The sequence below is a fragment of the Myxococcus sp. CA040A genome, from assembly GCF_013336725.1.
Lineage (GTDB): Bacteria > Myxococcota > Myxococcia > Myxococcales > Myxococcaceae > Myxococcus > Myxococcus llanfairpwllgwyngyllgogerychwyrndrobwllllantysiliogogogochensis.
In genome coordinates, this window is record NZ_JABUMR010000003.1 from 1245472 (window position 1) to 1260733 (window position 15262).

The window sequence follows — 15262 nt, forward strand, 5'->3', positions numbered from 1 at the left end:
CTCATCGAAGCACCGTGAGGGGAGGCCCGTGGTTAGGGCTTCCCCTTCGTGCGTGATGGGACTGCTACTTCGGCGCGTTGGGCAGTGCGCGGCGGGGAATCTCCGCGTCCACGAAGATGTGGAACAGCTCCTTGTCCAACTGCCCGTTGTCGGCCTCGCGCTTGAGGATGTCGAGCGCGAGGGTATGGGGCACGGCCTTCTTGTAGGGCCGGTCGCTGGCGGTGAGCGCGTCGTAGATGTCGGAGATGGACATCATCCGCGACTGGACGGGGATGGTGCGCTCGGGGATGGCGCGCGGGTAGCCGGTGCCGTCGAGCTTCTCGTGGTGCGCGTAGGCGATTTCGGGCACGCGGCGCAGGGCGCGCGTCCACGGAATCTGGGTGAGGAAGCGGTAGGTGTGCTCGACGTGGCTCTCGATTTCGCGGCGCTCCTCGGAGGAGAGGGTGCCCCGGGTGATGGAGAGCGACTGGATTTCGCGAGGCAGCAGCAGCGGCTGGGTCTTGCCGTCGGCGTCCTCGAACTGGAGGTGTCCCAGCTCGTTCAGGCGCTCGAACCCGCCCTGGGCGAGCACCGTGGGGCGGTTGCAGGTGAGGACGAAGTCGAACACCTCGTGCAGGTGCTTCAGCTCGGTGCCGAGTCGCTCGGTCTCCTCGGCCTCGATTTCCGCCAGGTGCTTGTCGCCGCGGTGCTTCACGGCCTCGAAGCGGCGGCGGTAGCTCTGGAGCTGGAGGTCCTTGCGCGCGAGCTGGAAGCGGGCTCGAAGTCCCTCGAGCTCATGCGGGTAGAGCTTCTCCGCCTTGACGAGCACGTTCTCCCGCACGCCCACCTTGCCGAAGTCGTGGAGCAGCGAGGCGTAGCGAATCTCCTGAATCTCCGTGGAGGAGAAGTGCGTCCGGGCATAGGGGCCGGTGGACAGGTGCTCCAGGGCCTGGGCCAGGGTCACGGTGAGGTCGGCGACGCGGCCCGAATGACCGGCCGTCGTGGGGTCCCGCGCTTCGATGGCGACGACGGAGGCGGAGACGAAGCCCTCGAAGAGGCGGTTGATCTCCTCGTGGAGCAGGGCGTTCTCAATCGCGCCGGCGGCCTGGGCGCCCAGGGCGAGCAGCAGCTCCTCGTCCTCGGAGTTGAAGCCCTGGCCATCGAGCCTGTTGAGGGCCTGGATGACGCCGGTGACTTCGCCGTTGGCGTCGCGCATGGGGACGCAGAGGATGGTCTTCGTCTGGTAGCCGCTGGAGACGTCGAACGAGCGGTTGAAGCGCGTGTCGGCGTAGGCGTCTGGGATGTTGATGATGGCGCCGGTGTGGGCCACCTGTCCGGCGATGCCGCTGCCCACGGGGAGCCGGATTTCGCTCTTCGAGCCCTGGGCCACCTTGCTCCACAGCTCATTGCGCTCGCGGTCCAGGATGAAGAGCGAGCAGCGGTCCGCCTCCACCACCTTGGTGGCCTCGAAGAGGATGAGCGGGAGCAGCAGGTCCAAATCCCTCTCGGCGCTCATGGCCTTGGCGACGTCCAGGATGGACGTGAGCTTCGCCAGTCGTCGATTGAGGTCGGGGAGTGGCTGCGGAACGGCGGGAGAGCGTGAGAGCACCGAGCGGCTCCGGGCGACGTGGCCTGCGGCCGTGCAGGACGTCGAGGTTGTAACATGCCCAGCCAGGTGACTGCCTTCAGGCCCGACCTGCTCGGTTTCCTGCTTTCGAGTGGACGTCCGGGAATTCAGCCCGTGCCGGAGGGAGTGGGAAGCGGGTATGTAGCGCCCCCATGAGCCGTCGCCCTGTGCGCATTGCCCCCTCGCTCCTGTCCTCTGACTTTGGTCGCCTGGCCGAGGAGGTCCGCGACATCGAAGCCGCGGGAGCGGACTTGATTCACGTCGATGTGATGGATGGCCGGTTCGTGCCGAACATCACGATTGGGCCGGTGGTGGTGGAGGCCATCAAGCGAGCGGCCACGAAGCCGCTGGACGTACATTTGATGATTGTGGAGCCGGAGAAGTACGTGGAGGCCTTCGTGAAGGCGGGGGCGGACGTGCTGACGGTGCACGTGGAGGCGAGCCCTCATCTGCACCGCACCCTGCAACAGATTCGTCAGGCGGGGGCGAAGGCGTCGGTGGTGTTGAACCCGAGCACGCCGCTGTCGGCGATTGAAGAGGTGCTGGGGGACGTGGACATGGTGTTGCTGATGAGCGTGAACCCGGGTTTTGGCGGGCAGGGCTTCATCGAGGCGACGGTGGACAAGGTGCGCCGGCTGCGAGCGATGTTCGACGCGCGTGGCTTGGACACGGACATCGAGGTGGACGGGGGCATCAACGCCGACACGGCGAAGCGCGTCGTCGCGGCGGGGGCGACGGTGCTGGTGGCGGGCAGCTACGTCTTCGGGGCGAAGGACCGGGCGGCGGCCATTCGTTCACTGCGCTCGTAGGCGGGCTTCAGGCGCGGGTGCGAGCGACGGTGCTGGCGAGCCGGGCGACGCGGGTCATGAAGGTGGGGTCGAAGGGCTTCACCTCGTAGTCGTCCGCGCCGAGTTCGAAGCAGACGTGGCGGGTGAACTGGTCCTCGACGCCGCTGAGGATGATGACCTTGCAGTCGCGGGTGGACGGGTCCTGCTTGAGCTGGGCGAGCAGGTCGCGGCCGTCCTGGTGCTGGTTGATGTCCAGGATGATGACGGCGGGGCGGTGGAGGCGGGCCAGCTCCAGGACGCGCTCGGACGTCGTGTCCGAGATGCACGTCAAGCCGGACCGCTTCGCCTCCCGGGCGAGGGCCGACACGATGAGCGGTTCATCATCGGAGATGAGGACGACGGGGGGCATTTTCGTTTCGAGCTGCACGGCCCACTGCCTTTTTCGGCCCGGAGAATCCGTGAATATATCCGGAAGTACCGGAATGTCGGGGAGTTTAAAAGGGGGGAGGGTGGGAGAAGGGGCGAGTGAGGGTCTTCAGGGACTCGTGGAGGGGGCAGGCGAGGGGGCGGGGAACGAAAAGGTGATCCGAGGACGTTGACTCAGCCAAGGGGCACGGGTATTACCGCCCGCACTTTTCGCCGGTCCCGAGGAAGACCACCGGCGGACGGACGTATCGGGGAGTGGCTCAGCCTGGTAGAGCACTTGGTTCGGGACCAAGGGGTCGCAGGTTCAAATCCTGTCTCCCCGACCATTTTTTGACGGGCTGGAGATCTTCACGGATCTCCAGCCCGTTTCCGTTTCAGGCGGTCATGTTCATCTGCCGGGTCCGTTGACCCTTGGGCCAGGTGACGGGCCCTCCCTCAGAGGGGGGGCGAGGGTCCCTGCCCCCGCTCGGGTGGTACTCTCAAGGCGTTCGAGGGCCACGCCAATGCCTGTCGCCAAGATGACGGATGCCTCCCCGCTGACGGACCCCAAAGGGGCGACCGCCCCCCACCTGAAGGGCATCTCGGGGCGAGCAAACACGACCCAGCCCCTCACGGATCGGTCCTACAAAATCCTCCGGGAGCGGCTCGAAAAGCAGGAGCGGCTCTCCCTCGAGGAGCCCATCCAGAACGGAATCCCCAAGCTGGGCTTGCTGCTGGACCGCGCGAAGCTCCCGAGGGCCATTGGCGTGAAGATGGCGGACCTGACCGAGTCCTACAGCCAGCAGATGTGGGCGTTGGTCGAGGCCGCGCTCTCCGTCGAGCGGGACGAGGACGAGCCGTTCGGCCCGGAACTCGAGGGCGTGCTTGAGAAGAGCCGTGTCACCGCGCGGCGGTTCCAGGATGCCCTGGATGAAATCGAACGGTGCTTCGGCTTTCTCCGCAGGGAGAGCTCCGAGGCCATCCGGAACGCGGCGGCGGCCATCTTCGGCATGAACACCGACCCCGAGACCAAGCTCGAACTGATGAACGTGCTGTTCGACCGCTACGACGTCGCGTACAGCCACACCATCGAGGACGACGAGGTCTCCGAGTATTTCTCTACGCTCACGCCCCGACAGACCCTCCTCCCTTTGCTGAAAGGGTCGAATGTCTACAGGAACAAGCAGAACACCTTCGCCCATCTGCTGGCGGTTTCGACCAAGAAAAACAACTCCGATGAGCGCATGACCTGGGCGAAGACTGATCAGGGCACCACCATCGAAATGAAGTACCAGGTCCCGCCGAAGTTCGACACCAGCGTCTTCAGCGACCATGCGGGCTTCGTCTCCAAATTCTCATGCCAGGGGGCCCCGCCCCTCTTCATCTATTACCACTCGCTGGAGCACGGGCATCAGCACACCAACACCCGGACCGCGTGGAACTATGGCTCCCAGTCGAGCCTCAATTTCTTCAAGCAGGGCTCGGGGAAGTTCGACCCCGAGAAGTCCTCCAAGCTCGCCGTGCATGACCATCGTGAGGCCTTCCTTGACAGCCTCCATCAGGAACTCGATTTCCTGCTCGGCATCGCCCGGAACGAGCAGGCCAATGTCCTGGTCGTCGTAGGAGAGTGCTCGCTCGCCATCCACAAGGGCATCCTCGAGAGCATCCTGTATCGTGTCCAGAACGACCTGGACCTCAATGACATCCACAGTGTCTCCGAGGACTCGGTGAACGTGTATGGCGCGAAGACGCAGGCCCCGGACTTCGACTTGAGATTCGAGAACGCCAGCAAGTCCGAGTACAAGGGCGGGAAGCTTGTCGCCGGCATGGGCGTCCACGCCTTGACGGGGTACCTGTTTCTCAACACCAGTAACCCATCCCCCGGCATTGAAATCGAAGCCTCGTTGCTGACCCTCGCGGATGGCACCCGACAGAATCTGCTCACGTTGAAATACGGGCCCAACGATGAGTTGCACGCCATGACGCACCTCCTCAACGGCAAGGAGGACGCGCTCGCCGGGGAGCTGAAACGCAGCGGCTATGTGACGGTGGGCGGGGATTTGAACAACCTGACCCTCGGCACGGAGTTGGTAGAGACTTGCGACAGGGAGGGCCGTCGCTTGAGCATGGGCAGCAACTCCACCGCCACGGAGATGTACGACAAGATCGTGGTCCTCTGACTCGACTGGGGCCGAGCAGGCGGGTTGAGGGAGACCTCCGCGAAACCAGACCGACTGGATGACGGGCGCGGTCGGAGCCGTGGCTCATCCGCGAGGCGGGGCTTGTGGCCGCGCCACAGGGACGAAGCGTTGTTGCCATGGGGTGCGCCGGTCACCTTCGGATCGTAGCCGCTGCCCGCATAAGTCGAGCAGTAGCCGCACAGGTCGGGCCCGTTCACCACCGTGTCGTTGGTGCTCTGAACCCAGCTCGCCCAGGTGTACGCGTCATCCACGTCAGCCACCCGCGCCTGAGAGTTGGCGTTGCGGATCGTGCAGGCAGTCTGCATCACCCCCGTCGACTCGTTGAGGGAGTCCGTGCAGGTCCACAATGCCCTGCTCGAGAGCGCGAAGATGGTCCAGTCCATGGGCATGAGCGGGCTGACGCTCAAGGGCATGGTGGAGCAGGTCAAGAACTCGGCGAAGGACCTCCATGCGGGGACTGTCACGAAGCTTCGTCGTCGAGCACCAGACTGTCGCGCCTGGGACGGGTCTGGGCGAGGCGGAGGACGCCCCCGACCTGCTCGCGGAGCTCATGCGGCTCGAGGCCCAGGAGAAACATGCCGCCTCCACGAGCAGCGGCAGCTCGAGTTCGAACACGAACACGAACCCGAACACGTGAGTTGGGCGCTCAGGCCTCCATCACGCTCATAGGACTTCGCCGCTGTCGAATCCATCCTCGGACGGCACCTCTCTCGTAATCAGTGGTCTGAAGGATCCAGGTAGGTCAGAGCGCCGCGACTCCAAGCAACTTTCCCAGCGCGTGCACCGCGCCCTCCTGGTGTGACTGGGCCTGGATGGGCAGCATCGACGGCTCAGCTCCGGAACCGCTCCTGAATGTAGGCCTGCATTCTCGCCCCCGACAGGTCCTGGGAGGATGGACCCGCGCGAACGTAGAAGCGCTCCACGTTGCCGTCCTTGACGAAGATGGGAGACCGCCCCGGTAGGCAGTCCACAGCCAGCACGCGGCCCCCCTGGTAGTCATCAAACCGGGGATGGATGTACATCATGTGGCTGGTCCCCATGCGGTCCTTGATGAGCTCCACCAGGCGCAGACTCATCTTGTCCTCGCTTTCGAAATTGTCGGGCCCGAGCCCCACCAGCGCGCCGTCATCAGCCACGCCGATGAGCAGCGTGCCCCCGCCAGTGTTGATGAAGGCCGCCAGGGTCTTCAACACGCTGAGCACCATTCTCGGGTCTTCCTGGCCCGTGTGCAGGTTCATGCGCAAGGTGGACTTGAACTCGACGCTGGAGGACTCCCCTCCCTTGATGAACTCCTCGGTGCTCAGCACCGGTCCTGGCTTGGCGCCGTCCTTCCCCGCCAACAAGGAGTAGGCGTCGCGAATCACCTTCGCCATCAGCTCTCTGCGCTGTTGGAGGAACTCGCGGTATTCCATGCGCTCCCACCCATCCGGCAGCGCATGCCAGTAGTGCATCCGCTCCAGCTCCTTGGAGGAGAAGGGCTTGCGCAGGACCTGCACGTACTCGTCCGGAGACTTCCTCGCGAGCTGCGCATGCTCCCCCCAATCCACCACCGTGAAGTTAGCGATCTGGGACGTCTCCCGGGACTCGCCGATGCCCTGGCTCTCCAGGAGGCGCTTGGAGAAGAGGGACTGTCGCTCCAGGGACGTCGTGCCGGACTGGGTTGCCGCGTCCATCCACTCGCTGACCTTCTGCCTTGAGAACAGAACCTCCGCGGCATGGAGGTTCAAGGAGGCGAAGTAGGCGAACATCGACGGACTGCGCGCCGCCGAGGTGGCCAGATCCGTCGGCAGGGTGATGGTCCAGTAGTCACTCGTCAGAGTGGAATTGCAGGTGGCCGCCAGCACTGCGACAAACGCGTCCGCGTCCTTCACTTGGCGCAGCCGAGCCAGGTCGAACTCCATCGCTGACTCTGGCGAGCCGGAGTATCGCCCCGTCAGCGTGCTCATGAAGAACCACTGCGCAATCGAGCGCCTCAGCCGCTCCTCTTCGACGCCGTACTCCGTCGTCCCGAGCAGGTACAGGGTGTAGGCGAAGAGCAGGGCATTCTCCGAGCTGATCATCCCTTTGTTGCGGAATCCCGCCTGCTGAATGGCGCGCAGGAAGCCGTGCCAGTGCTCCAGGTTCAGGGTCTGGGCCTGGGCCTGCCGCAGCACCTGGAACTGGGTGTCACGGCGCTCAGCGCTGAGCTCGCCCGTCTCCAGGTCCTTGCCTCGCAGGATGGAGTACACATGCTTCAGCCGGGCGCGCCGGAAGCCGAGCCCCACGCTGGTGCGCAGGAGTTGGTCGGGGTCCGGCTGGATGTAGGGGTTGAATGGTGAGGGCTTGCCCGCGGTCTGCGTGCGGGCCTCGCGGCAGAACGCCTCCAGTTGGCTGCGGCCCTCATCCCAGAATACGGACATCAACGTCAGAATGAAGTCCGCCTGGTTGAGCTTCTTGCCCTCGCTGTTGATGCGGACGAACACCTCTGAGACCTGCTCCTCGTCGAGGCTCGAGGACAACTCCAACGTGGTGAAAGGGAAGCCCAGCAGGTTCTGCAGTTTGGAGAAGGTGCTGCCGATATGCTTCCGCTCCTGAGCAGTCACCTCCCGTACTGTCGCGAGATCCTTCAGGTAGGTCTCGACCAGCTCGAAGATGTCGGTCGATTTGTCCCAGAGGATGGAGATATTGGGGATGAAGGCCTTGTCCTGGCGGGTGGCCGCATCCGCCACCTCGAACTTCTCCATCAGCGGGTTGAAGGCAATCTCGATCTTCTCCGGCTTGTAATTCTCGCGTACTACCGGGACACCCTTCACCACGGCGTAGAGCGAGGTCAGCCGCTGCTGCCCATCTACGATGAGCAACCGGGGAACCTTTTGCTTCTCGTCGGTGCCAATGGCCTTGCTTCCCGCAGCCTCATTTTCCCAGAACAGTAGGTGGCCCACGGGATAGCCCCGGTACATGGAGTCGAACAGGTTGCGAACCTTTGCGTTCTTCCACACGAAGGGACGCTGGATGTCCGGCAGCCCGATTCTACCCAGAGCAATCGACTCCATGAGACTGCCCAGGGTGTTGTCAACCTTGGTGAAGACAGTTCTGCTCACTTGGCCCCCTCTGTGCCCCCTGCTGAGGGGCCGAGTGTCTCGCAGTTTCGCCAAGCCGCCCAGAGAAGCAAAGGAAGAATGGCATGAGGTTCCGCCTGCTCCGTGGCTCTCCCGCACTTCGGGTGGACCTTGGAGCTGCCCCTTTCAGATCGGACATGGCCAAGCCGACGCGAGGAGCCCTTGCCGCGAAGCTGGCTCAAGACGAAGCATTCCTTGTTCTCATGCGCATTCGGCCGGCCGGAGGGGTGTTGCTGCTGGAGAAGAAGGAGGGTTTGATTTCCTGGTCGGACCCGGGCGCATTCATGCGCGTTTCACCCAGTCAGGGCCGATGTACATGCCAATGACCTGAGTGCCTATGGTCAGGAGTCTGCCGGTGCGGACGCCGCAGCCCTATCCCTCCGCGCGGGGGGGCGAAGTAAATCCTCACCAGTTTTCGAGGAGCTTGTCTGAGCATGTTCGTAAGAGGCGCTGGGCGCACCACCGTCGGCCACACGCCTCTTTGAGGACAGGAATTCGCCCAGCTCGCCCAATCCAAGGGCTTCGACCCGCGCGCCCTGTTGCCCGCGACGTCCGAGCTGTGCCGCCCCGCGCGTAGAGGGCGGCATCCTCCACGACGTCATCATGTCCACGGTGGCCCGTGCCGACGACGCCGTGTCCCAGATTGGCTGGGCCTTGGGGCCAGACGCTCTACAGCTTGCAGGTCGTGCGGGCGTAGTTGTAGGGCGTTCCGCAGACTCCTGCGTTGGTATACGAGGCAGTCGGGCGATATCCGGGAGGGCAGTCGGTTCCGCATGACTGAACCGTTGAGCCGGAAACGATGTTGCAGCTCGTGAGCGTATAGTCGAAGGAGGTCGAACAGACTCCCGCAGTGGAATAGGCGGCCTTGGGATAGTACCCAGCCGGACAGCCAACACCGCATGAGTTGAACGATGAGCCAGAGACGGTTTTGCACGTCGTCAGTGTGGTGTCATACGGAGTCCCGCAGATGGCCCCCGTGGTGTAGGATTCGGATGGGTAGTATCCAGACGGACAGCTCGTTCCGCATGAGTTGAACGATGAGCCTGAGACGGTTTTGCACGTCGTCCGGGTGTAGTTGAATGCAGCACCACAGGCCGCGATGTTGGTATATGCGGCCGACGGATAGTACCCATCTGGGCAGCCCACTCCGCACTGATTGATGGTGAGCGCACTCTCATCCGAGCCGAGCGGTGCGTCGGCTAACTCCTCGTGACCCAGGTCGGGACTGCCACAGCCAATGGCAGTTGAGACGGAGATGGCGAGGAGGAGGAGGAACGGGTTGGCGGAGCTTCGGTTCTTCGAGGATGGCATGGGATGGATGTCGGGGAGTGAGTGAATGTGCTTCAGATGCAGTGCCTACTCTATCAGGCTATTGAAGCAATCGCGGATGGAGCCAGAGATACCACCCGCCATCGCTTGCAACCTTGACACTCCGCGCGTCCCATCCTGAATTCCGACGCGCGCCGTTTCACGTGAAGGCGTGGCCTCACCCGCCATAGGGCGCGGTGAAATCACCCCAGCGGTTGTTGGGTTGCAGGCCCGTGCCGGGATTCTCCCGGCGATTGGCCTCGGTGCGCAGCTCCCGGGCCGCCGCGGCCAGCGCCTCGATGGACCTCACCCGCGCGTTGATGTCCGCGTCCTCCGCGCCCTCCAATCTGAGGATCCAGGTCCGCATGAAGCGGACGGCGTAGAGCACCTCGGTGCGGTCGAAAATCTCACCCGTCCGCGTCAGGTCCTCCTCCACGAGATAGATGAACATCCGGGCGAAGTTCGCGAACATCCGGTCATGGACCGGACGCCTGCGATTGCCCGAGGGTGGCGGGCTGAAGTTGTCGCGCAATTGCTTGAAGCTGAAGGTGCGCACGCTGGCCAGCTTCCCCGTCCCGGCCCGGAATCCCCCCGCATCCATCCACCCCTGGGCGGATGACTTCTCCACCGCCATCTTCGCGAAGACGAAGGCGTGGTGGACGTCATAGAAGGGCAGCAGCACCGACTCCAGATAGTCACCGATGAAGGTGGCGAAGCTGTCTCCCTCGTAGAGCAGCGCGGGGTCCCTGAGGAAGGACATCACGAACCACGTCTGCTGGAAGACCTGGCTCTGCTTGATTCGAGCCTCGGTGTAGGACGGCGTGTCGTGGATGGTCTGGTCGATGATGGGCGGCAGCAACGTGCAGGGATGGTTGGTGGCGTTGCAGGCCGTCTGCGCGGGGCGGGCCAGCGGATGAATTCGCAGGTGGTCTCCGGTCTCCCAGATGGGATTGCGGGCGATGACCTTCTCCAGGTGGTCGGGGATTCGGGGCGTCCCTCCGCTCGAATCCACATCTACCAGGAAGTCTGGGTGGCGGTGGGTGCCGTGCCGCAGCATGTGCTGGAACACCTGGAGGGAGTGGTACTTCAACCGCATCCATTCGCAGGCGCGTGGGTAGTCCTCCAGCCGCGCGCCGCCGAGGTCCGGATTGCACTCCGTCAGGTCCTTCGCGGCGTCGTAGTAGCCCCAGAGGTTCTGGTCCGTGGGCTGGCTCAGGTAGGCGTCCACCCGCTGATACCACTCCTCACGCGCGGCGGCGCGAGGGCTCGAGGCGAGGTCGGGGAACCACTCGAAGACGGAGCGGTGCTCGTTTCCATGGAAGCCATCCTCGGCGAGGTGGTCGAAGGGCAGCCCCAGTCGCAGGTGGCGCAGGTCGATGGCGTGCAGCTCGTCATAGGCCTGCCGTGCCTTGGCCAGCGAGTCGATGGGCCCGGTGGCCCACAGCAGCTTCCGGTCACCCACGAGGTGGTCCATGAAGGCCTCGTCGCGCTCGCTCTGCGCGGCGGAGTCGTGGACGGGGAGGCCCGGCGTCCGGGCGGCGAAGGGCTCATAGGCGGGCTGGAGCGGCCGGAAGCGCGCCGGATGGAGCAGGCGCGTCATCCCGTGTCGCTGCCGAACCACCCGGACCAGCTCGATGATGGCGCTGGCCCGGGCCTCGTCGACGTGTGTCACCGCTCGGCGGCGGAGGTCCGCGTCCGTGTAGCCCACGCGCGCCAGCTCGATGGCGTCCGGGCTGTGGCAGCCAGCACACGCGCCTCGCGTGCCCTCGTAGCGCCAGGCGTTGAGCCCCGCCGAATAGCGCGCCGCCAGTTCCTCCTCGGTGAGCGCGTTCGCTGGGACGTAGGGCGTGCCGCACCGGGCATCGGTGCCAGGCGGCTCCGGGCAGAGCAGGGACTCCGGATAGGCGACGGCCTCCGGGACGGGATCCACCGAGGGGGGCGGAGGGAGGGGGATCTCCTTCTCCTCGGGCGGCGGAGACACCGGCGGGCCGGAGTCACTACAGGCCGCGAGGACGACCAGCAACCCCACCGCGAAGAGCCACCTCGCCGCCTCGCATCGGGATGCACTGCGGGAACGGCTGTGTTTGACGGAGGGCATGACCTTATTCCACCATGTCCCGGGGACTCCGCGTCAATTCATTGAAGTTCGAAACCTGCCCAGGTGGGCTGACAACAGGGTCTGCCTCCCCGTTGAATCAGAACAGGTAGCGCACGCCACGTTTGTCCCACTCCTTCAGAATCCGTTCGTTGAACGGTTCCGATTCGTCCCAGCTCAGACGCACCTCCCGCAGGGATGGCAACTCCAGCAGAAAATCGGGCGACCGCCCCAGGCAGTTGCTGTCCACATCGAGCAACTCCAGTCGTTTCAACTGGGTGATGGTTTCGGGCAAGGCTTCCAGGGCGCCGCCAGCCAGTATCAACTGTCGGAGGTTCGTGAGGTTGCCGATTCTCGGTGAGAGTCTGCGGAGTGGGTCCGAGACATAAAGTACTTCCAGGCTCCCCAGCGAAAAGAGCTCGTCGGGCAACTCCTCAAGGCCGTTCTCCCAGAGGTCGAGCCTCCGGAGATGGGTGTAGCGCGCCAGTTCTGGGAAAAGAGAGGCCTTGGGGAATCCACCCAGGTCGAGCTGTTCCACGGCCTCAATCGCCGCCAGGGGCGAGGGCACCAGGTCCTCCTGCTCATTCATCAGCGCGATTCGGTACTCCAAGCCACTCCGCGCAACCCTCGTCACCTCCGGCTCTTCGGCGTTGGCATAGGTCATCCGCCAGATGGATTCGAACAGCTCGAGCAGCGGCGACAGCGTGGGGAATTCCGGAAGAAGGTCGAGTGCCTGCCGCACCTGGGCCGGCTCGGAGCTCTTCAAGAGCTGTTTGATTTCCTGTTCGGAGCCGGGTGCATTCATTCGCGCGAGCGTACCCTCGAACACGCATGCACCTCGACTACCGCCCCTGCGTCAAGGAAGGTGCCGGCTCGGCTGAGTTGGCCACCCTAGGTGGACTCTGGAAGGCAAGCGTGTCGCCAGGTACCCGCCACTGCGCGGTTGATGGCATGAGAAGCTCGTCCAGGATCGCGACACATGAGCGATTTCGAAACGGCGTGGCATGTGGAACCGGCGGGCAAGACGGGTGCGGACCGTGTGAGTGTCCTGACGCAAGGGGACGCGACGGTGCTCGTGGTGGCGGATGGGGCGGGGATCTCACGACGTGGCGCCGAGGCCGCGGAGGCCGTGCTGCGTGGAGTCCAGGACGCCGTGGAGGCCGGGGCCGACGTGGAACGCGCGGAGACCTGGCGCGAGGTGCTTGCGCGGTGCGACGCGGAGCGGATGGACTCGGGTCAGGGTGGGGAAACCACCGCCGTGGTCGCCTGTGTCACCCCGAGGCGCGTGGTGGGGGCCAGCGTGGGGGACTCGGAGCTGTGGCTGTTCCAGGGCGGCGAATCGACCGCGTTGACGGAGCATCAACACCGCAAGCCCCTGCTCGGCAGCGGGCAGGCGCGGCCCGTCACCTTCGAATTCGCGTGGCGAGGTGGCGTCCTCCTCGGCGCGTCGGACGGCTTGTTCAGGTACGCCGACCTCCGGCGCATCCAGGCGCAAGTGAGCCTCTCCGACGCGAACGCCGCGGTGCTCGCGCTGGCCGCGCTGCCTCGACTCGCGAGCGGCGCGCTCCCGGATGACGTGGGGCTGGTCCTGTGCCGCCCGAGCGCTCCACGCCCCTGACTCCGTCCTCGGTGCGACGGAGTCTCGTCGTTCGTCGAGCAGCCGCTCCTGGAGTCGCCAGCGTGGAGGGCATCCGCCGCCAGCCACACGGAGAGTAGGATGAGGCATGCCCTCTCCAAAATGGCTCCTCCTGGCCGCCCTGGCATTCGCTTGCGTCGCCTCCGCGGCCAGCCCCGTCCCCACCTATCAAACCCAGACTCTCGAGGGCTGGACGGTTCGCATCGATGACCGCCTGATGGCAGGGGCGAACAGGCCCCTGACGGAAAAGGCGCTGGTGCTCCTGGCGGCGCAGCTCAAGGAGGTCATCCGGATTGTCCCCGCGGGCCCCGTGGCTCAGCTCCGCAAGGTGACGCTGTGGCTGTCGCCGCCCTATCCCAACGAGCCGGAGGCGGCTCGGTACCATGCGGGCGATGTCTTGCTGCGCCGGAGTGGTCGCAGCCTGACGATGCTGAAGAGCATCGAGTTCACGAACGTCCTCATCTTCGAGAAGGAAACCCGGCGGATGCCCATATTCGTGCTCCACGAGCTCAGCCATGCCTATCACGACCATGTGCTCGGCGAGCACGCCGGCATCGAGGCGGCCTATGCGCGCGCGAGGGAAAACAAGAGCTACGACTGTGTGGAGCGCTGGCGTGGGCCCGAGGTGCCCATCACGTTCGAGCGTGCCTATGCCATGACCGATGATTGGGAGTACTTCGCGGAGACCTCGGAGGCGCTCTTCGGACGCAACGACTACTATCCCTTCACACGTGAAGACTTGGCCAGGCACGACCCGGGCATGCTCGCGCTGCTCCAGCAGGTGTGGCAACTGCCCACGACCACGGCACCCACCCCGCCCACGACCTCCACTCCTCCGCCGGTGTCCGCCCCCGTCGATGCCCGCTGCTACTACCGGTTGACGACCCTGTGGCAGGGCGATGGCATGTCGCTGGACATCATCGGGGACGGCAAGGCCAACAACACCCCCATCCTCGCCACGACGGGCAGATACACGGGGCAGCTGTGGAAACTGACTCCGGAGGCCAACGGCTTCTACCGACTGACGACCCAGTGGCGTGGGACCAGCCTGTCCCTGGCCAACACCGCTGGCAATCGCCCCCTCCTCGTCAAATCGGCGGCTGTTCCGGAGCAGCGATGGAAGCTGACTCCGGAGCCCAACGGCATCTACAGGCTGACGACCCAGGCGCAGGGCGACGTGCTGTCGCTCGACATCGTCAATGACAGCAGGGCCAACAACATCCCCATCCTCGCCAAGACAAGCTGCAATGACTCGGGGCAGCTGTGGAAGCTGACCCCCGAGCGCCCTGTCGAGGATGAGCCGTGAGCGAGGAGCGGCAGGCCATGGGCCCCTTGCTACCCGCCTTCGCTCTACTCCTGCGCATGTCCATTCCTGGCCGCGCCTTCCCCGGATGTCTGGCTAGAGCTCGTTCATGATGAGCAGGCCGCGCGACGAATCGATGATGTACACGTAGCCATCGCCGGGTACGCGGATGCCGATGGCTCCCTCGAAGACGTCGTCGGTGCGCCCCGGGTCCGTCTCGTGGTGTGTATTGTAATAGGCCACCTGCCGGGGCTGTGTGGGGTTGGACACGTCCAGCACGCGCACGCCCTCCTGATACCAGGCGACGTACAGGCGCGTGCCCACCAGAAGGATGTTGTGGATGGAGGTCGTGGGCCGGAGCTTGAACTCGCCGATCTTCACGATGTGCGCCGGGTCGCTGGCGTCCAGCACGCGCAGGTGTGCGCCATGGTTCTCGCCGCCCTCGAAGACGATGGTTCGCCCGGCGAAGGTGCCCACGGCGTTGTGGTGGGCGGTGGTGTTTGGGTATGTGTAGGTCCCCAGCAGCTTCATGTTGTTCGGGTTCTCGACGTCGACGACCTTGAGGCCGCCCTCGAAGTGGCTGATGTAGAGCTTGCCCTGGTAGGCGAAGGCGTCATGGGCCCCGTCATAGGGCCCCACCAGGGGAAGGGCGAGACGCTGGAGCATCACTGGCTCTAGCGGCAATGCCGTTCACTTTAGGGACGGACGCGACGTAGGGGCCTGCGGGAGCGTGCTCGTCGGTCCGGGCGGGGACGCTTCCGTGGGTAGCTGCTCATCTTGATTTTCACCGCACGCGGATACCGTCTGTGACTTCGCCGCAGC

General features: G+C 64.8%; 10 protein-coding genes, 1 tRNA gene and 1 pseudogene. 6 read left to right on the top strand and 6 right to left on the bottom strand.

Annotated features, from left to right (window positions below):
- Window positions 1-64: 64 nt before the first annotated feature.
- Window positions 65-1588, bottom strand: coding sequence for a GAF and HD-GYP domain-containing protein (locus HUA75_RS17145; protein WP_371745513.1), 1524 nt, complete (start codon window positions 1586-1588; stop codon window positions 65-67).
- 170 nt (window positions 1589-1758) lie between these two features.
- Between HUA75_RS17145 and rpe the strand changes: the two genes are divergently transcribed.
- Entirely contained in the window at window positions 1759-2415 is a 657-nt protein-coding gene (gene rpe / locus HUA75_RS17150; RefSeq protein ID WP_141646078.1) for a ribulose-phosphate 3-epimerase, read from the top strand.
- 7 nt (window positions 2416-2422) lie between these two features.
- Here the strand turns inward: rpe and HUA75_RS17155 are convergent, their stop codons facing one another.
- On the bottom strand, window positions 2423-2803 hold the full coding sequence (locus HUA75_RS17155; protein WP_141646077.1) for a two-component system response regulator: 381 nt from the start codon (window positions 2801-2803) through the stop codon (window positions 2423-2425).
- A gap of 266 nt (window positions 2804-3069) precedes the next feature.
- On the opposite strand from HUA75_RS17155, the gene HUA75_RS17160 reads away from it, so the two are divergent.
- The 3 genes from HUA75_RS17160 (at window position 3070) to HUA75_RS17170 (ending at window position 5637) form a co-directional block, all read left to right on the top strand.
- Window positions 3070-3146: transfer RNA gene (locus HUA75_RS17160), tRNA-Pro, on the top strand.
- Between the two features lie 177 nt (window positions 3147-3323).
- Window positions 3324-4979, top strand: coding sequence for a hypothetical protein (locus HUA75_RS17165; RefSeq protein WP_174486997.1), 1656 nt, complete (start codon window positions 3324-3326; stop codon window positions 4977-4979).
- A gap of 469 nt (window positions 4980-5448) precedes the next feature.
- Entirely contained in the window at window positions 5449-5637 is a 189-nt protein-coding gene (locus HUA75_RS17170) for a hypothetical protein (protein WP_174486998.1), read from the top strand.
- A gap of 193 nt (window positions 5638-5830) precedes the next feature.
- On the opposite strand, the gene HUA75_RS17175 is transcribed toward HUA75_RS17170, so the two are convergent.
- The 3 genes from HUA75_RS17175 to HUA75_RS17185 form a co-directional block, all read right to left on the bottom strand.
- A complete protein-coding gene (locus tag HUA75_RS17175; RefSeq protein ID WP_174486999.1) occupies window positions 5831-8080 on the bottom strand; it encodes a DUF262 domain-containing protein in 2250 nt (749 codons plus the stop codon).
- Between the two features lie 1504 nt (window positions 8081-9584).
- Window positions 9585-11504, bottom strand: coding sequence for a hypothetical protein (locus tag HUA75_RS17180; protein ID WP_174487000.1), 1920 nt, complete (start codon window positions 11502-11504; stop codon window positions 9585-9587).
- Window positions 11505-11601: 97 nt separating this feature from the next.
- Window positions 11602-12330, bottom strand: a complete 729-nt coding sequence (locus HUA75_RS17185) for a leucine-rich repeat domain-containing protein (RefSeq protein ID WP_174487001.1) — start codon at window positions 12328-12330, stop codon at window positions 11602-11604.
- Window positions 12331-12480: 150 nt separating this feature from the next.
- On the opposite strand from HUA75_RS17185, the gene HUA75_RS17190 reads away from it, so the two are divergent.
- Window positions 12481-13119, top strand: coding sequence for a PP2C family serine/threonine-protein phosphatase (locus HUA75_RS17190; protein ID WP_174487002.1), 639 nt, complete (start codon window positions 12481-12483; stop codon window positions 13117-13119).
- Between the two features lie 106 nt (window positions 13120-13225).
- Entirely contained in the window at window positions 13226-14443 is a 1218-nt protein-coding gene (locus tag HUA75_RS17195; RefSeq protein ID WP_141640769.1) for an RICIN domain-containing protein, read from the top strand.
- A 93-nt stretch (window positions 14444-14536) separates the two neighbouring features.
- Here HUA75_RS17195 and HUA75_RS17200 read toward each other — a convergent pair.
- Window positions 14537-15121, bottom strand: a pseudogene (locus HUA75_RS17200) (LVIVD repeat-containing protein); the annotation flags it as partial.
- Between the last annotated feature and the right edge of the window lie 141 nt (window positions 15122-15262).